We start from the raw sequence: 17843 nt of genomic DNA, 5'->3' as shown, positions 1-17843 counted from the left end.
AAGGCCGGTACTCATCGCCCCAGACCGTCTGTGGCGAGGGAGCTTGCTCCCGCTGGGCTGCGCAGCGGCCCCCAAGGTATTTTCCTGACACACCGAGTCGGCAGGTCCCGGGGCCGCTTCGCGCCCCAACGGGAGCAAGCTCCCTCGCCACAGGGTTCGGTGTCGCCCATCACTTGGTTGAACGCTCCCACAAGATCCCACCCCTCCTTGCCCTCCAAAATGAAGCTTTCATGACAAAAGTTCGGTAGCACATCGCCATTCCCGTCATGCCTGTGTGACGTGTTCAAGGGGACCTTTCAGGTCGTTTTGGAGCCGGGGCGCGAAGCCGGGAGTGAGGCGATGGGGACTATGGAACGTTATTCGAAAGTGGGCATGCAGGAGCTTGACCAGCGGCTGTCGAAGATCGTCGAGGCGGCGCGCAAGCAGCCGGTCTCGGTGTATCGCTACGGCGCGCCGTGGGTCTGGATTGTTTCCCAGGATGACTGGCAGGGCGCGCTCAAGGAAGTGTCCAGCTACATTCCGCAGGGCCATTCACTGGTTTTGCTACGCCCGCAGATCGACGACCTGCTGGATGACCATCGCGATGTGTTGCAGGGGCTGAATGCCAGCGCCCAGATGCTGATCGCACCGCAAACCGCCATGCATATCCTCCTGCTACAACTGCTCTATTCGGTGCCCAGCGAGCAGCAACTCTACGAGCAACTCAACTACAACCTGCTGTTTCGCTGGTTCGTCGGCCTGGACCTGAACCAGAAGGTCTGGAGCTTCAACGTCCTGAGCAAAGACCTCGCCACACTGCTGGGCGACGCGCGGGCAGTGCGGCTCATCCAGAAAATTATCGGTGAAGTGTTCTGTGGCGCCTTGCTGCAAATGCCGGAGTTCTCCTTGAACTTCGCGCTTTTGCACACCTGGCTGGCCCGGCACGCCACGACATCGACCGCAAGCAATTGAGCCGTACTTTGAATTCAGGGGGTGGTGTGGAGCATTTCTTCAAATCGCGGCCGGCGCTGTGGGGCTGGTTGCTGCTGGCGGTCGGGGGGCCGTCGGCAATCGCTGCAGAAGGAGGGCAGGAGGCCGAAGCGGCCCCGACGCGCCTGGTGGACGTGAACGAGTATTTCGTGCGGGGCAACACCGTGCTCGATGCCCGGGCCATCGAGGAAGCGGTGTACCCGTTCCTCGGCCCGCAAAAGGCCTTGAGCGACATCGAGGGCGCCCGGGAAGCCTTGCAGAAGGCCTATCAGGCCCGGGGTTATCAATCGGTGTTCGTCGAACTGCCAGAGCAGAAAGTCGAAGACGGCATCGTCTACCTGCAAGTCAGCGAGACCAAGATTGGCCGGGTGCGGGTGGTGGGGGCCAAGCATTATTCCCCCGTCGAAATTCGTGATGACGTGCCAGCGCTCAAGGAAGGCGAAGTGCCCGATTTCGCCCAGGTCCAGGCAGAACTGGCGCTGCTTAACAAAACCCCGGGGCGCCAGGTCATGCCGCTGGTGCGCGAAGGCCAGCGCCCCGGCACCATGGACGTGGATTTGCAAGTCGAAGACCAGGACCCCTGGCAGGCCAGCCTGGGGGTGAACAACGACTACAGCGCCGACACCGAGAAGCTGCGCACCGTCGCCAGCCTGGGCTACAACAACCTCTGGCAACTGGGCCACAGCGTTTCGCTTACCTTCTTCACCGCGCCCCAGGACACCGAGAATGCCAAGGTCTGGTCGGGCTCCTACACCGCGCCGTTGAGCGAACGCTGGAGCGTGCAGTTCTCGGGTTACCAATCCGACAGCAACGTGGCGACCGTCGGCGGTAGCAACGTATTGGGCAAAGGCCATTCCTATGGGGTGTCGGCGATCTACAGCCTGCCGTCCACGGGGGCATGGGCCAACAGCTTTTCGGTCGGGGTCGATTTCAAGGACTTCGAGGAAGAGCTGAACCTGGGCGGCGCCAGCGACAAGGCACCGCTCAAGTACGCGCCATTCACCTTCGCCTACAACGGCTTTCGCTACACCGAAACCAGCCAGTTGGGCCTTGGCCTGAGCCTGGTGGCGGGTACCCGCAGTCTGCTGGGCTACGGCAGCTCCGACGAAGAATTCGACTACAAGCGCTATCGCGCCAGCCCCAGCTTCGCCGTGCTCAAGGGCGACGGCAATTACACCTTTACCTTCGCCAATGATTGGCAGACTGCCTCCAAGGCCGCCTTCCAACTCGCCTCCGGGCCGCTGGTTTCCAACGAACAATTCTCGGCCGGTGGCGCCACCTCGGTGCGTGGCTATCTGGCCGCCGAGCGCACCGGTGATGACGGCTACCTGCTGTCCCAGGAGCTGCGCACCCCGTCCCTGGCCAAGTTTCTCGGCAGTTATGTCCAGGAGTGGCGCTTCTATGCCTTCGCCGAAGGCGCGCAGTTGTACCTGCGCGACGAACTGCCCGATCAGGAAGCCGACTACAGCCTCGCCAGCGTCGGCCTCGGCACCCGCGCGAGCCTGAGCAAATGGCTGTCCGGCAGCCTCGATTGGGGCTATCCGCTGCTCGAAGGGCCGAACACCTCGAAACAGGAATCGCGCCTGCACTTCAACCTGCAAGCGACGTTTTGAACCCAGGAGTCATGTCCATGCAACGCTTACTGTTATCCCTGTTTATCTGCCTGGGGCTGGTGCTTCCGGCGACCGCCAATGCCTGGTGGCAGGACGATTGGCACTATCGCAAACAGATTTCGGTGGACACCACCCCCCAGGGCGCCGCCATCGCCCAGGCTTTGGGACGCACGGCGTTGCTGGTGCGCCTGCACACCGGCAACTTCACCTTCGACGGGGTCAAGGAAGACGGCTCGGACCTGCGCTTCGTCAGTGCCGACGACAAGACCGTGCTCAATCACCAGATCGAAAGCTTCGACCCGCTGATGGGCATGGCGCTGATTTGGGTCGATGTGCCCAATGTGGAGGGCGGTCAGCGTCAGGACATGTGGATGTATTACGGCAACCAGAAGGCGCCAGCCACAGGCAGTGGCCAGTTGACCTTCGACCCGGATTACACCGCGTTGTATCACTTTGAAGGCGCCACCGGTGTACCGCCCCGGGATACCACGGCCTACGGCAACAATGCCCAGGGCGCAGTCGGTGTCAGCATCGACGGCGTGATCGGGCATGCCTTGCAGTTCAACGGCCAGCCGCTACTGTTGCCCGCCAGCCCTTCGTTGCAACACAGTGCCGGTGCGGCGTTCACCTTCAGTACCTGGCTGCGTCAGGACCAGGCCAGTGGCGAACAGATCATCCTGGCCCGTCGCGAAGCCACCACCAGCCTGTTGATTGGCGTGAACCAGGGTGTGCCGTTCGTTGCGATCAATGACCAGCGTGCGGTCTCGACTCAGCCGCTGAATCCTGGCCAGTGGCAGCACCTGGCGTTGACCGCCTCGGGCGACCGGGTCGTGCTCTACGTCAATGGGCGTGAAACCGCGAGCCTGGCGGTGGCGATGCCCGCGTTCAACTCGCCGATGGCCTTGGGCGCAGACGTTTCCGCCGGTGCCTTCGCGCCATTTGGTGGGGCCATGGACGAAGCGCGCCTGTCCAAGGTCGCCCGCCCGGCGCCACTGTTGTTGGCTGACGCCAATGCCCAGGGCGCCGAATCGAAACTGGTGGCCTACGGCGTCGATGAAGAGCAGTCCGGCTTCGGTTTCGGCAGCCTGGGTTTCCTGCTCAACGCCGTGCCGATGGACGCCTGGGTGATCATCGGGGTGCTGGTGCTGATGATGTTCCAGTCGTGGATCATCATGATCCGCAAGAACCGCATGGTCAGCCGTCTCAGCGCGGCCAACGAAGCCTTCCGTGAACAATTCGCCAGGATCGGCACGCGCCTGGAAATGTTCGCCGACGACCAGGACCTCGCCCAGCGCCTGCAACATTCGTCGCTGTGGCGCCTGTACCTGGTGGCCGTCAAGGAAATCCGCACCCGTCGCGAGCAAGGCGCCGACACTTCGTCGGTGTCGGCGGCCACCATCGAAGCGATCCGCTGTTCCATGGATGGCGTGCGTACCCGGGAAAACCAGCAGCTCAGCTCGAAGCTCTCGACCCTGTCCAACGCCATCGCCGGCGGCCCGTACATCGGCCTGCTTGGCACCGTGCTGGGGATCATGGTGGTGTTCCTCGGCACGGCCATGGCCGGTGACGTGAACATCAACGCCATTGCCCCGGGCATGGCCGCGGCATTGCTCGCCACAGCAATGGGGCTGTTCGTCGCGATCCCGGCACTGTTTGGCTACAACCGCCTGATCACCCGTAACAAGGAAGTCAGCGCCGACATGCGCGTGTTCGTCGACGAGTTCATCACGCGCCTGGCGGAGATGCACGGCGAAGGCCAGTCCGGTGAAGCGGCGCATCGGCGCAATCATCACGCCCCATCGTCCGTACCGGCCTGAGGAAATCGCCATGGCTAGCGTAAACGCTTCACACGATGACGACGATGACGCGGCGGTCGACAGCATCAACATCACGCCGCTGGTGGACGTGCTCATGGTGGTGCTGGTGATGTTCATCCTCACCGCCACGGCCCAGGTGTCGGGTATCCAGATCAACCTGCCCAAGGCCAGTGCCTCGGTGTCGTTGTCCGAGGCCAAGACCAAGGCGATTTCGGTGAACGACGGAGGGCAGGTGTTCCTCGATGCCTACCCGGTGACCCTGGCCGAGCTGGAAGAGCGCCTGCGCATCGAGAAGGCCCAGAGCCCGGACTTCCCGATCATCGTGCGCGGCGACGCCACGGTGCAGTACCAGAAAGTCATCGAAGTGCTGGATCTGTTGCGGCGTCTGGAACTGTCCCAGGTCGGTCTGGTGACCGGCAAACCGAGCCAGGGCTGACCATGACCGCCAGACTTCCCATCGATCCGCCCCCGGTGAAGACCTCGCCGCTGCGCCTGCTCAAGTGGGCCGCCGGCCTGGTGCTCGTCGCCGTCGCGGCCTGGCTGCTGTGGCAGTGGGCCAACGACATGAGTGGCGTGCGCCGTGAAGCACCGAAGGTGCCGACCATCATCCCGTTGCCGCCTCCGCCCCCACCACCGCCGGAGAAACCCAAGGAGCCGGAGCCTCAGGTCGAGGAGAAGGTGGTCGAGCCAGAGCCGACTCCGGAGCCCGAAGAGGTCAAGCCCGAGGAAGAGGCGCCGCCGTCGCCAGTCGATGACCTGGCGAATCCGATGCAGATGGACGGCGATGCCCAGTCCGGCAATGACGCCTTCAACATCGGTGCCGGCAAGGGCGGTGGCATGGCCGGGGCAGGGGGCGGACGCCTCGGCAATGGCACTTACAGCCAGTTCCTGGCGTTCACCTTCCAGCGCTTGCTGCGGGAAAACCCTGACCTGCGCAGTCTGGCGTTCTCGCTGCAGGCCGATGTCTGGCTCAGTGCCGTGGGCGAAATCACTCGGGTCGAGCTGGTCAAGTCCAGCGGCAACCCGCAGGTGGACGAACAAGTGATTTCCGCCCTGCGTGCCGCACCCCATTTGAGTGAACGGCCACCGGCCTCCCTGACTTTACCCGTGCGCCTGTCCTTGCAGGGACGGCGGCCGGGTTAACCGACTATTTGAAAGTTTGCCAACAGGAGTTGTGTGCAGATGATTTCCAATGTGAATCGATTATCGTGGGCGATCGGCCTGGTGGTCCTGAGCCTGGCCGGGCACGCGGCCGCCGCCCCGGCGCCTTCGGAAAACGCCACGATCAATCTGATCCGCCTGCTGGTGCAGCAGGGCGTGTTGAAACAGGATCAGGCCGATGGCTTGATCGCCCAGGCTGAACGGGAAGCCGTGCAGGCCCGCCAAGCCGCCACGGCAGTCGCCGCGACGCCGGCCGGTGCGCCGGGGGACGTGCGGGTGCAATACGTGCCGAACATTGTGCGTGAGCAGATTCGCGACCAGGTCAAGGCTGAAGTCATGGCCACCGCCAAGCAGGAAAACTGGGCCCAACCCAATACTTTCCCGGACTGGGTCTCGCGCATCAGTTTTGACGGCGACATTCGCCTGCGGGATGAGTCGCGCTATTACTCGGGCACCAACAGCAACGAAATCGTCGACTTCGCCCGGCTCAATGACAAGGGGCCCTACGACGTCAACCCCAACAGCAGCTCCAGCCTGCCGCCGTTGCTCAACACCCGTGAAGACCGCGAGAACCTGTTCCGCCTGCGCGCACGTCTTGGCATGAAGGCCGTGATTGCCCCGCAATGGACGGCGGGCATCCGCATCGGCACCGGCTCGGACAACAACCCGGTGTCCACCACTCAGACCCTCGGTGGTGGCTTTGGCAAGAAAGACATCTGGCTCGACCAGGGCTACCTGACCTGGAAGCCTTCGGACGAATTGACCCTCACCGGCGGGCGTTTCGCCAACCCGTTTTTCTCCACCGACCTGTTGTATTCCGGTGACCTGAACTTCGACGGTGTGGCGGCGAACTTCAACCACAAGCTCAATCAGGACTGGGGCGTGTTCGGTACCGTTGGCGCGTTCCCGGTGGAGTACACCAACGACACCAGCACCAGCAATGGCAGCGACAAGGAAGAGAGCGACAACAAGTGGCTGTACGGTGCGCAACTGGGGGCCAACTGGGCCATCAACGACAGCAACCGGATCAAGGGCGCGTTGGCCTATTACCGCTTCGACGACATCGAAGGCCAGCGTTCTTCGCCGTGCCAGCCCTGGGCCGGTGATCCAGGCTGCGACAGCGACGGTTCACGCGTTGCGTTCATGCAAAAGGGCAACACCGTGTTCCTGTTGCGTGACATCACGCCCAATCCCCTCAACCCGTCCACCACGCCACAGCCGCAATACGTCGGCCTGGCCTCGGAATTCAACCTGCTGGACCTGAATCTGGCCTTGGACACCGATCTTCCCGAAGACCTGAAACTGCGCAGCCAGGCCCACTACGTCCACAACTTGGGCTACGACGAAGGCGAGATGCGCAAGCGCTCCGAGGGGCAGTTCGCCAACAACCTGGACAGCAATGGCGAGGTGGAAAGCGGCGCCAACGCCTGGATGCTCCAGTTCACCCTTGGCAACTCCCTGGAGCTCAAGCGCGAGGGCGACTGGAACCTGTTCGCCGGCTACAAGTACATCCAGCCCGATGCCTTGCCGGACGGCTTCAACGATTCGTCATTCCATCTGGGTGGCACCAACGCCAAGGGTTATTTCCTGGGTGGCAACTATGGCCTGGCGAGCAACGTCTTCGCCACCGGTCGCTGGTTGAGTTCCGAAGCAGTGTACGGCGCGCCGTACGACATCGATGTCTTGCAGCTTGAAATCAACACGCGCTTCTAAGCGCAGGGAGGCCTCATGAAAAGGCGAGCCAAATACCCATGCCCGGCCGCGTTATTGGTGCTGGGCCTGCTGCTCAGTGGCGTGGCTCATGGCGAAGGCCTGGAAGAGCGGCTGCGGGCACAACTGCGCAGCACCACCGCCCAGTTGCAGGCCCTGCAAAGCGAGCAGGCCCAGGCCAGCGCCGCTCGCCAGGCTGCCGAGAGCCAGGCCAGAGAAGCCCAGGCGCAGATCAAGCAATTGACCGCACAACTGACCAAGGCCCAGGGCCTGAATGAGCAACTGGCTGGGCATCAGCAAAACCTGCAAAGCCAGGCCCAGGCCCAGGTGGCGGCCAGCAACGAGCAAATTGGCAAGTTCAAGAAAGCCTACGACGAGCTGCTGGTCCTGGCTCGCGGCAAAGAGGCCGAGCGCGCTCGCCTGGAGGCGCAATTGACCGAGCGTGACACACAAGTGCAGCAATGTTCGGTCAAGAATCAGCAAATGTACGAAGTCGCCAAGGCGCTGCTGCATGCCTACGAAACCATTGATGTGACCGACATCGTGAAGATCCGCCAGCCGTTCGCGGCCAAGGCCCGGGTACGTTTCGAAGAGCTGGCCCAGGGGTTTGGCGATGATCTCTACAAGAACCGTTTCGATGCCCCCCAGGCCTCGATCACTCACTGAACAGAACAAGGAAGAAGCGAACATGACCTCAATGATTGAATACGTTGGTGCAAAATCCCTGACCGAGTGGTTGCAGGCCGCGGGCTATCGGGTCAATGAAACCGAGCAGAACGGTATCGTGCAGCTGCTCAGTGCCAGCCAGGGCATCGGCTTCGCGGTGCGTTTGGGTAATCCTGCGCCGACAGCTGGCCAGTACCTGGACTTCACGTTCAGTTGTGCCTTGCGGGTACAGGGCGAGTTGCCAGTTGGGTTGGTGGCGTTGTGGAACGCCTCGCGCCGCTTTGCCCGGTTGTCGCTGCAAGGCGAATTCCTGGTGATGGAAATGGACGTCGTGGTTGCGGCGGGCGTGAGTGCCGATCATCTGCGCAGCCACCTGGAACTGTGGGACCGCCTGTTGCAGGAGTTCATTGTCTACCTGCGTGAGTACAGCCAGAACGCGGCGCACCTGCAAACCCCGGCCGAGCCAGTCGAAGCGCCATCGGAGGAGGCCGTCGCATCGTGAAAAAGCCGACCTTCGTCATCAGCGCCGCCGCGCTGGGGCTGATCGCCGTGGCGCTGGTGCTGGGCCTGCGGCCGGGCAGCGATCCGGTCGCCGCGGTACAGACCGCCAGCGTTGTTTCGGCCGACTCGCCGAGCTTGGCCCGACTGGGCAACCAGCAGGTCAGCCCCGAAGAGCTCAAGACCTTGCTGGCCGCACTGGCCCCGGAGGTTCGCCAGCAAATGCGTGGCAATCGCGCTGCACTGGAAGGCTGGATCCGTGCGCGCCTGGCGGAAAAGGCCGTGTTGGAGCAGGCCGACGCCCAGGGTTGGCGCGAGCGGCCCGAGGTGCAGCGGCAGACGCGAGCGGCGGCTGAGCAAATTGTGTTTCGCGACTACATGCAGTCGGTCAGCCAGGTGCCGGCCGGGTATCCCAGTGACGAAGAACTGAAGCAGGCTTACGACGCCGGGAAAGCCAACTGGACCGCACCGGCGTTGTACCGCGTCAGCCAGATTTTCCTGGCAGCCACCGAGCGGCAAACCGTAGAGGCGGTGCGCCGGCAAGCGTCGGAACTGAGTAAAAAGGCCCAGGCGTCACCCGCCGAGTTTGCCGCCCTGGCCAGCCGTTTCTCTCAGGACCGCACCAGTGCCGAACGCGGCGGCGACAGTGGTTTCCAGCCGTTGCAGCAACTGGTCCCGCCGGTGCGTGAGGCGGTGGCACGCTTGAAGGTCGGCGCGGTATCGGACCCGGTGCAGAGCCCGGCAGGGTTCCATGTCATCAAGCTCACCGATCAACAGCCGGCCCGGGAAGCGACCTTGGAGGAAGTCCGCGAACGCCTGACCCAGGCCTTGCGCGCCCAGCGCCAGGAACAGATCGCCAAGGCCTACCTGGACGGTATGCTCGACACGGCCACATTGAGCATCGATGGCGCGCAGTTGAGCAAGGTGCTGGAGGAGGGGCTTTAGACCAGTACTTTGTTTGATGTGAACACCTTTGTGGCAAGAGGATTTCTTTGTGGCGAGGGGATTTATCCCCGTTGGGCTGCGTAGCAGCCCCTATCAATATCCCAGTGTCAGACCTGATGGATTTAAAGCCAAGGGGGCCGCTTCGCGACCCACGGGGATAAATCCCCTCGCCACTTCGTACAACCGACAGGGAGTCACCCATGACCTTCACCGAGCCCGCAGGACGCCAGGCTGTCACCGCATACCGCACGCCGTTGCGTGTCCCCGATCCCTGGCTGACATTGGCCGGCGGTATTGAACCGCAGGTGGCGCAGTGTTTCCTGGTCAGTGCCCGTTGCGGCTGCTTCATGCAAGCGGCCCGTAGCCTCAACGTCAAGGCAACCTTTCTGCGCAAGCAGTTGGCGCAGTTGGAGACGCGGCTGCAACGCTCGTTGTTCAGCTTCCAGGGCAGCGCCTTGACCCTCACTCGCGAAGGCCGGCAGTTGCAGGCGCGATTGATTACTCTGGCCCACGAAAGCGCGCCACCGTTGAACGAACAACCCATGATTCGCCTCGCCGTGGCCGAGTCGATTCTGCATGACATCCTGGGACGCGACTTGATCTCGTTGCTACGGCGCAATGCCCGCGTGCGACTGCAGATCATTACCCTGGACAGTGACCTGGCGCTGCAAGCGGTCAGCGCCGACCTGGTGCTGTGGTTGAGCGAGGCCCACACGTTGGGGCAGGGGCCGAGTTTCGCCACGTTGCCTGCGGATCGCCTGGCGCGGCTGGACTATGTGCCGCACATTGCCAAGCGCTACTCCCGATCGGCCACGCGCCCGGACTGCCTGGACGACCTGAACGATTACATGCTGGTGCAATGGCAGGCGGACCGACACGTAGACGGCTTCGCCCCGTGGAACGCCCTGATAGAACAACGCCGGGCCGGTGTGGTGCAGGTGCAATCCTACGAACTGATGCTGGAAATGATTCGCTGCAGCGCCTGCATCGGCCTGTTGCCGCAGTACATGAGCCGTTTCGACCGAGGCCTGGTGGCATTGCCGCAAGTGTTCGGCTTGTCGATGCAGCGGCACTTGTGGATGGCCGTCAGTGTCCAGGCCGAAGGCTCGCCAGAGGTGCAGATGCTTCGTGAGCTGATCCATCACACGCTGGATGAGCGCCGGGATTGGTTCCAGGCATAATCGAAAAAAGGTGTCTCGCCCTTGTGGGCGCGAGCTTGCTCGCGATAGCGGCGTCCAACTGAACCACCGCTCCCACAGGTTCCCCGTAGTGCCTGGTGCGGCTTATAGTGATCGGCCTTGTACCGTCTCCAGGGAGGAGCCGCATGTCCGAATCATCGATCACCCTCGTACGCTTCACTGAAACCCACATCGCCGGTGTCACCGCGCTCTACAACGATCCGGCGGTGACTCGCCAGGTGCTGCAGATGCCTTTCCAGTCCACCGAAGTCTGGCGCAAGCGCCTGGCAATGGACGACGAGCGTTTATTGAAACTGGTGGCCCTGCACGAGGGTGAAGTCATCGGCAACCTGGGGCTGGAGCAGTTTTCCCGCGTGCGTCGTGCCCATTGCGGCAGCCTCGGCATGGGCGTGGCGGTCGCCTGGCAGGGCAAGGGTGTGGGCTCGATGTTGCTGGCCGCCGCGTTGGATGTCGCGGACAACTGGATGAACCTGCGGCGGGTCGAGTTGACGGTGTACGCCGACAACGAAGCGGCCATCGGGCTGTACCGCAAGTTTGGCTTCGAAACCGAAGGCCTGATGCGCGACTACGCCGTGCGTGACGGACGCTGGGTGGACACCCTGGCCATGGCACGGTTGCGCTGAAGGGCCCAGCTCGCAGGCAAAGAGGGCTTTTACGTACGCCAACGTCTTGAACCTGTCATCATCGCTCTTCGCAGTACTCCCTTAATCGAGGACCGGCCCATGGACGATGTACAGCAATTGGGCGAGATGCTTCGTCACTACGCCGACAGCGAAGCGCACAAGAAACAATTGCACCAGGCCCAGTCGACGGTTTGGGCAGAGCAGATCAAGGCGTTGTATGGGCAAATCGAGCAATGGCTGGCGCCTGTCATGGCGCTCGGTCTGCTGGAACTGAGCCGTGAGACGTATGTGGCGCACGGGCCGAGTGAGCCGGTAGAGACGTCCGGTTTCAAGACTGAAAAACTGACCTTGACCATTACCGGTAGGCCGGTGGAATTCGTACCGGAGGTGATGGGCGTAGGTGGGTTGATTTCATTGTCGATCATTGGCCTGGCCGCGACCCGTCACGGCAGTATTTCCCTGGTTTGCCAACCACCATCGGTGCAATGGCAATGGCGCCGGACCAACGGGTTGAAGGACCCCGACACGTTTGCCTTCGATGCCAACTTCCTCGCACAACAGTTGCAGAGCCTGATACCGCGCGAGCGCGGCTGAATCACGCATTCTTTTCAGAGCAGGCAAAAACCTGTCCATTGGCTATACCTGTAGTTCCGGCCCCGCCTCGTGTGGCTTACAGGAGTGACAGCATGAAGTTTTCGTCGATGATCGGCACTGTTTGCATTGCCTCGCTCGCCTTGGCGGGTTGCTCCAGCAAAGTCACACAGCCGGATGAGTACTCCGGGTTCCTGGGGGATTACAGTCGGCTCAAGGAAGAAAAGTCGCCGTCGGGGGCCGAGGTGATGCGTTGGGTCGATCCGAAGATCGACCCAGGCAAGTACACCAGTCTCTATATCGAGCCGACACAGCTTTACCCCAAGCCGCAGCCGACCGAGAAGATCCCTCAGGCGACGCTGTCGGGTATCACCGCCTACTACGATCAGGCCCTCAAGCGGGAAGCAGGAAAATCCTTGCCCCTGGCGACAGCGCCTGGGCCGGGTGTATTGGTGATGCGCGCGGCCATCACGGCTGTCGGCAGCAAGACCGAAGGCTTGAAACCGTATGAGGTGATCCCGATTGCGCTGGTGGCGGCCGCTGTGAGCACGGCAAGCGGCATTCGCGACCAGGAAACCACCCTGGGCACCGAAGCGGTTTTTCTTGACGGTGGCAACAACGCGGTGGTCGCCCAGGTGGTGCGCAAAGGCACGGGCAAGCCGTTGTCCAACGAGTCCCAGGTGATGAAGCCCGATGACGTCAAAGGGGTCATCGATGGCTGGGCGTCGGATTTGCATCAGTCGTTTCTGAAATTCAAGGCTGAATAGCCACCGCCGCAACCTCACGCGCCGGCGTCCAAACCACGACTTTTTATGTCCAACCATAGGTCGCGCAAGCATTTCGTGGTTAACTCCGGCCTTCACCTTTTTCAAACCTGTCAGAAGGAATCCGTTCATGGCTCAAGTCACCCTCAAAGGCAACCCGGTCCAAGTCAACGGCCAGTTGCCACAAGCCGGTAGCAAGGCGCCAGCCTTTTCCCTGGTTGCCGGCAATCTGTCGGACGTTTCCCTGAAGGACTTCGCCGGCAAGCGTAAAGTGCTGAACATTTTCCCAAGTGTCGACACGCCGACCTGCGCCACCTCCGTGCGCAAGTTCAATGCCCAGGCCAACGGCCTGACCAACACTGTGGTGCTCTGCATCTCCGCCGATCTGCCGTTTGCCCAGGCGCGTTTCTGCGGCGCCGAAGGCCTGGAAAATGTCCAGAACCTGTCGACCCTGCGCGGTACCGAGTTCATCCAGGACTACGGCGTGGCGATCGCCGATGGCCCACTGAAAGGCCTGACCGCCCGTGCCGTGGTGGTGCTGGACGAAAACGACACCGTGCTGCACAGCGAACTGGTCAAGGAAATCGGTGAAGAGCCGAACTACGACGCTGCGCTGGCCGTTCTGAAATAAGGTATTTATTACAATTGTTAACGGCCTGGCCCTGTCCAGGCCGTTTTCTTTTGTGCTTCAACGTCTTAGCTGACTATTCGAAAGGTAAGCCCAACGTAAATTGCCGGTAAAGGCGCTTTGCTAAACACCCGCCAGTGCTTATCGTTCAGCCTCCCGTAAAAGAAGTCCACGCGTCCAATGGTTGATCACTCCATGCAATCCTCTGTTTCCCGCAATTCCCGTCGCTGGCTGTTCGGCCTGTTCATCGTATTGGTCGTCGCGGCGCTGACCTGGAAGTTCTGGCCCAGTGGCTCGGCGCAGAAGCCTGGGGCAGGGGATAAGGCCGCGGCGGGGCACATGGGGCGCTCGGGTGGCATGCGGCCAGGGTTCGGTGGGGCGACGGGGCCGATTCCGGTACGGGTGGCGCCGGCGGTGACCGGGGATTTCCCTCTGTACTTCAAGGCGCTGGGCACGGTCACCGCGCTCAATACCATCAACGTGCGCAGCCGCGTGGGGGGCGAACTGGTCAAGATCGCCTTCGAAGAGGGGCAGATGGTCAAGGCCGGGGACTTGTTGGCCGAGATCGACCCGCGTCCGTACCAGAACGCCTTGCTCCAGGCCGAAGGCACGTTGTTGCAGAACCAGGCCCAGCTGAAAAATGCCCAGGTAGACTTTGAGCGCTATCGCGGCCTGTACGCCGAAGACAGCATTGCCAAGCAAACCCTCGACACCGCCGCGGCGCTGGTGGGCCAGTACCAGGGCACGGTCAAGACCAACCAGGCGGCGGTCAACGACGCCAAGCTCAACCTAGAATTCACCAAGATCCGCGCGCCCATCTCCGGGCGGGTCGGTTTGCGGCAACTGGATATCGGCAACCTGGTGGCGGCCAACGACACCACGGCCCTGGCAGTCATCACCCAGACCCAACCCATCAGCGTCGTGTTCACCTTGCCGGAAAACAACCTCGACACGGTGCTCGCCCGTTATCGCAGCGGGGCGAAACTGCCCGTCGAGGCCTGGGACCGGGGCGATGTGAAGCTGCAGGCCAGCGGCGTGCTGCAAAGCCTGGACAACCAGATCGATGTCACCACTGGCACCTTGAAATTCAAGGCCCGCTACGAGAACCGCGACCAGTCGCTGTTTCCCAATCAGTTCGTCAATGTCCGCCTGCTGGCCGACACCCTCAAAGGCGTGACCCTGGCGCCGACGGCGGCCATTCAGTTCGGCACCAATGGCACCTTCGTCTATGCCCTGGAGGGCGACAAGAAGGTCACCATCAAAAAGCTGAAGATCGGCGCCAGCGACGGTACGAATACCGTGGTCACCGAAGGCCTGGCCGCCGGTGACCGGGTGGTGCTCGAAGGCACCGATCGCTTGAAGGAAGGCAGTGAAGTGGAAGTGGTCAGCGACAGCCAGGAAGTGCCCACCACGCCGACCGAGCACCTGCAGGGCAAGTCCGCAGCGGTGCCCCCAGAGCCGGTTGCGGCCGACAAGGCGAAAAAGGGCGGCGCATGAATCTCTCGCGGCTGTTCATCCTTCGCCCGGTCGCCACCACCCTGAGCATGCTGGCGATCATCCTGGCCGGCCTGATCGCCTATCGGCTGCTGCCGGTGTCGGCCTTGCCCCAGGTCGATTACCCGACCATCCGCGTGATGACCCTGTACCCGGGCGCCAGTCCCGATGTGATGACCAGCGCGGTGACCGCGCCCCTGGAGCGCCAGTTCGGGCAGATGCCGGGCCTGACGCAGATGGCCTCCACCAGTTCCGGTGGAGCGTCGGTGATTACCCTGCGCTTCAACCTCGACATCAACATGGACGTCGCCGAGCAGCAGGTGCAGGCGGCGATCAACGCGGCCACCAACCTGCTGCCCACGGACTTGCCGGCACCGCCGGTGTACAACAAGGTCAACCCGGCCGACACCCCGGTGCTGACCCTGGCGATCACCTCCAAGACCATGCTGCTGCCCAAGCTCAACGACTTGGTGGACACCCGCATGGCGCAGAAAATCGCCCAGATCAGCGGCGTCGGCATGGTCACCATCGCCGGCGGCCAACGCCAGGCCGTGCGGATCAAGGTCAACCCCGAGGCCCTGGCGGCCAACGGCCTGAACCTGGCGGATGTGCGCACGCTGATCGGTGCCTCCAACGTCAACCAGCCCAAGGGCAATTTCGACGGCCCGACCCGGGTCTCGATGCTTGACGCCAATGACCAGTTGACCTCGCCCAAGGATTACGCCGAGCTGATCCTGGCTTACGCCAATGGCGCGCCGTTGCGGCTCAAGGACGTGGCACAGATCGTCGACGGTGCCGAAAACGAACGCCTTGCCGCCTGGGCCAATGAAAACCAGGCCGTGCTGCTGAACATCCAGCGTCAGCCGGGGGCCAACGTCATCGAAGTGGTGGACCGGATCAAGGCCCTGCTGCCGAGCATCACCGACAACTTGCCGGCCGGCCTGGATGTCACCGTGCTGACCGACCGCACCCAGACCATCCGAGCTTCGGTCACCGACGTGCAGCATGAATTACTGATCGCCATCGCCCTGGTGGTCATGGTGACCTTCCTGTTCCTGCGTCGCGTCAGCGCCACGATCATTCCGTCGGTGGCCGTGCCGTTGTCGCTGATCGGCACCTTCGGTGTGATGTACCTGGCCGGTTTTTCCGTCAATAACCTGACCTTGATGGCCCTGACCATCGCCACCGGTTTTGTGGTGGACGATGCAATCGTCATGCTGGAGAACATTGCTCGTTTCATCGAGGAGGGCGACAGCCCGCTGCAGGCCGCGCTCAAGGGCGCGAAGCAGATCGGCTTCACGCTGATTTCCCTGACGCTGTCGCTGATCGCCGTGTTGATCCCGCTGCTGTTCATGGCCGACGTGGTCGGACGCTTGTTTCGCGAGTTCGCCATCACCCTGGCGGTGGCGATTCTGATTTCCCTGGTGGTCTCCCTGACCCTGACGCCGATGATGTGTGCCCGCTTGCTCAAGCGTGAGCCCGAGGAAGCAGAGCAGGGCCGTTTCTACCGCGCCAGCGGCGCCTGGATCGACTGGTTGATCGCCGCCTACGGACGCAAGTTGCAATGGGTGCTCAAGCACCAGCCGCTGACCCTGCTGGTGGCGGTGGGTAGCCTGGTACTGACGGTGGTGCTGTACCTGGCCGTGCCCAAGGGGTTCTTTCCGGTGCAGGACACCGGGGTGATCCAGGGCATTTCCGAGGCACCGCAATCGATCTCCTTTGCCGCCATGAGCGAGCGGCAGCAGCAACTGGCGAAAGTGATCCTGGCGGACCCGGCGGTGGAGAGTCTGTCATCCTACATCGGCGTGGACGGCGACAACGCCACGCTCAACAGCGGTCGCCTGCTGATCAACCTCAAGCCCCACAGTGAACGGGATGACAGTGCCACCGAGATCATTGCCCGCTTGCAGCCGCAATTGGATCGGCTGGTGGGCATTCGCCTGTTCATGCAGCCAGTGCAGGACCTGACCATCGAAGACCGGGTCAGCCGGACCCAGTACCAATTCAGCTTATCGTCGCCGGACGCCGAATTGCTCAGCCTCTGGAGCGGGCGCCTGGTCGAAGCCCTGGCCCAACAGGCGGAGCTGACCGATGTGGCCAGCGACCTGCAGGACAAGGGTTTGCAGGTCTACCTGGTGATCGACCGCGACGCCGCCTCACGCCTGGGCGTCTCCGTGTCGAACATCACCGATGCGCTCTATGACGCCTTCGGCCAGCGGCAGATTTCCACCATCTACACCCAGGCCAGCCAGTACCGGGTGGTGTTGCAGGCCCAGGCCGGGGAACGGATCGGGCCCCAGGCGCTGGACCAGATTCACGTCAAGACCACCGACGGTGGGCAGGTACGGCTGTCGAGCCTGGCTCGGGTCGAAGAACGCCAGGCGCAACTGGCGATTGCCCACATTGGCCAGTTTCCGGCGGTGATGATGTCGTTCAACCTTGCGCCGGGCGTGGCCCTGGGGCATGCGGTGGACGTGATCGAAAAGGTCCAGCGGGACATCGGCATGCCGGTGGGCGTGCAGACCGAGTTCCAGGGCGCAGCCCAAGCATTCCAGGCGTCGCTGTCGAGTACCTTGCTGCTGATCCTGGCAGCGGTGGTGACTATGTATATCGTGCTGGGCGTGTTGTACGAAAGCTACATCCACCCGATCACCATCCTTTCCACTTTGCCCTCGGCGGCCATCGGCGCCTTGCTGGCCTTGATCCTCAGCGGCAATGACCTGGGCATGATCGCGATCATTGGCATCATCCTGCTGATCGGCATCGTCAAGAAAAACGCGATCATGATGATCGACTTCGCCCTCGACGCCGAACGCAACCAGGGCGTCGACCCGCAGACGGCGATCTATCAGGCTGCATTACTGCGCTTTCGCCCGATCCTGATGACCACCCTGGCGGCCTTGTTCGGCGCAATACCTCTGATGTTCGCCACCGGTTCCGGCGCTGAACTGCGCCAGCCCCTGGGCTTGGTGATGGTGGGCGGGTTGTTGGTGAGCCAGGTGCTGACGTTGTTCACCACGCCAGTGATCTACCTGTATTTCGATCGCCTCGGACGCCGCTTCGCCAAGCCAGAAGGGAAAGAGGTGCGGGCATGACGCTTAGCGTGGGCCGGACGCACACCCTGTGGCGAGGGAGCTTGCTCCCGCTGGGCTGCGCAGCAGACCT

The 17843-nt window shown here is 62.5% G+C and carries 16 protein-coding genes; all 16 read left to right on the top strand.

Annotated features, from left to right (window positions below; all coding sequences use genetic code 11):
- Nucleotides 1-348 precede the first annotated feature (348 nt).
- The 16 genes from BM300_RS31680 (at nt 349) to BM300_RS10610 (ending at nt 17773) form a co-directional block, all read left to right on the top strand.
- On the top strand, nt 349-951 hold the full coding sequence (locus BM300_RS31680; protein ID WP_072347174.1) for a transposase: 603 nt from the start codon (nt 349-351) through the stop codon (nt 949-951).
- Nucleotides 952-1019: 68 nt separating this feature from the next.
- A complete protein-coding gene (locus BM300_RS10680; protein WP_371914656.1) occupies nt 1020-2582 on the top strand; it encodes a ShlB/FhaC/HecB family hemolysin secretion/activation protein in 1563 nt (520 codons plus the stop codon).
- Nucleotides 2583-2599: 17 nt separating this feature from the next.
- Complete coding sequence (locus BM300_RS10675) at nt 2600-4399, top strand: DUF2341 domain-containing protein (RefSeq protein ID WP_092413022.1); 1800 nt, start codon at nt 2600-2602, stop codon at nt 4397-4399.
- 10 nt (nt 4400-4409) lie between these two features.
- Nucleotides 4410-4835 carry an ExbD/TolR family protein gene (locus BM300_RS10670; protein ID WP_072398773.1) on the top strand — a complete coding sequence of 142 codons (426 nt, stop codon included), beginning with the start codon at nt 4410-4412 and terminating at the stop codon, nt 4833-4835.
- Between the two features lie 2 nt (nt 4836-4837).
- Nucleotides 4838-5542, top strand: a complete 705-nt coding sequence (locus tag BM300_RS10665; protein ID WP_092413020.1) for an energy transducer TonB family protein — start codon at nt 4838-4840, stop codon at nt 5540-5542.
- Between the two features lie 39 nt (nt 5543-5581).
- On the top strand, nt 5582-7273 hold the full coding sequence (locus BM300_RS10660; RefSeq protein WP_092413018.1) for a putative porin: 1692 nt from the start codon (nt 5582-5584) through the stop codon (nt 7271-7273).
- A gap of 15 nt (nt 7274-7288) precedes the next feature.
- On the top strand, nt 7289-7936 hold the full coding sequence (locus tag BM300_RS10655; protein WP_092143672.1) for a DNA repair protein: 648 nt from the start codon (nt 7289-7291) through the stop codon (nt 7934-7936).
- A gap of 22 nt (nt 7937-7958) precedes the next feature.
- The gene (locus BM300_RS10650) at nt 7959-8438 is read left to right on the top strand and encodes a YbjN domain-containing protein (RefSeq protein WP_063321354.1); all 480 of its coding nucleotides are present in this window, start codon (nt 7959-7961) and stop codon (nt 8436-8438) included.
- A complete protein-coding gene (locus BM300_RS10645) occupies nt 8435-9379 on the top strand; it encodes a peptidylprolyl isomerase (RefSeq protein ID WP_092462823.1) in 945 nt (314 codons plus the stop codon). Before BM300_RS10650 ends, BM300_RS10645 begins: the two co-directional genes overlap by 4 nt.
- A gap of 200 nt (nt 9380-9579) precedes the next feature.
- Nucleotides 9580-10560: a LysR family transcriptional regulator gene (locus BM300_RS10640; RefSeq protein ID WP_092413014.1), complete on the top strand. Its 981-nt coding sequence runs from the start codon at nt 9580-9582 to the stop codon at nt 10558-10560.
- Between the two features lie 143 nt (nt 10561-10703).
- Entirely contained in the window at nt 10704-11201 is a 498-nt protein-coding gene (locus BM300_RS10635; RefSeq protein ID WP_063321351.1) for a GNAT family N-acetyltransferase, read from the top strand.
- A gap of 99 nt (nt 11202-11300) precedes the next feature.
- Nucleotides 11301-11795 carry a hypothetical protein gene (locus tag BM300_RS10630; RefSeq protein ID WP_063321350.1) on the top strand — a complete coding sequence of 165 codons (495 nt, stop codon included), beginning with the start codon at nt 11301-11303 and terminating at the stop codon, nt 11793-11795.
- Between the two features lie 92 nt (nt 11796-11887).
- Nucleotides 11888-12559 (top strand): DUF3313 domain-containing protein, encoded by a 672-nt coding sequence (locus tag BM300_RS10625; protein WP_063321349.1) that lies wholly within the window; start codon nt 11888-11890, stop codon nt 12557-12559.
- A gap of 127 nt (nt 12560-12686) precedes the next feature.
- On the top strand, nt 12687-13187 hold the full coding sequence (gene tpx / locus BM300_RS10620) for a thiol peroxidase (RefSeq protein WP_063321348.1): 501 nt from the start codon (nt 12687-12689) through the stop codon (nt 13185-13187).
- A gap of 177 nt (nt 13188-13364) precedes the next feature.
- Nucleotides 13365-14681 (top strand): MdtA/MuxA family multidrug efflux RND transporter periplasmic adaptor subunit, encoded by a 1317-nt coding sequence (locus BM300_RS10615; RefSeq protein WP_072347187.1) that lies wholly within the window; start codon nt 13365-13367, stop codon nt 14679-14681.
- Nucleotides 14678-17773, top strand: coding sequence for an MdtB/MuxB family multidrug efflux RND transporter permease subunit (locus BM300_RS10610; RefSeq protein WP_092462821.1), 3096 nt, complete (start codon nt 14678-14680; stop codon nt 17771-17773). The genes BM300_RS10615 and BM300_RS10610 overlap by 4 nt, the downstream gene beginning before the upstream one ends.
- The last annotated feature ends 70 nt before the right edge of the window (nt 17774-17843 follow it).

The organism is Pseudomonas sp. NFACC46-3, assembly GCF_900114515.1.
In the GTDB taxonomy this organism is placed as follows: Bacteria; Pseudomonadota; Gammaproteobacteria; order Pseudomonadales; family Pseudomonadaceae; genus Aquipseudomonas; species Aquipseudomonas fluorescens_Q.
This window is presented reverse-complemented; position numbering and strand designations above follow the sequence as displayed.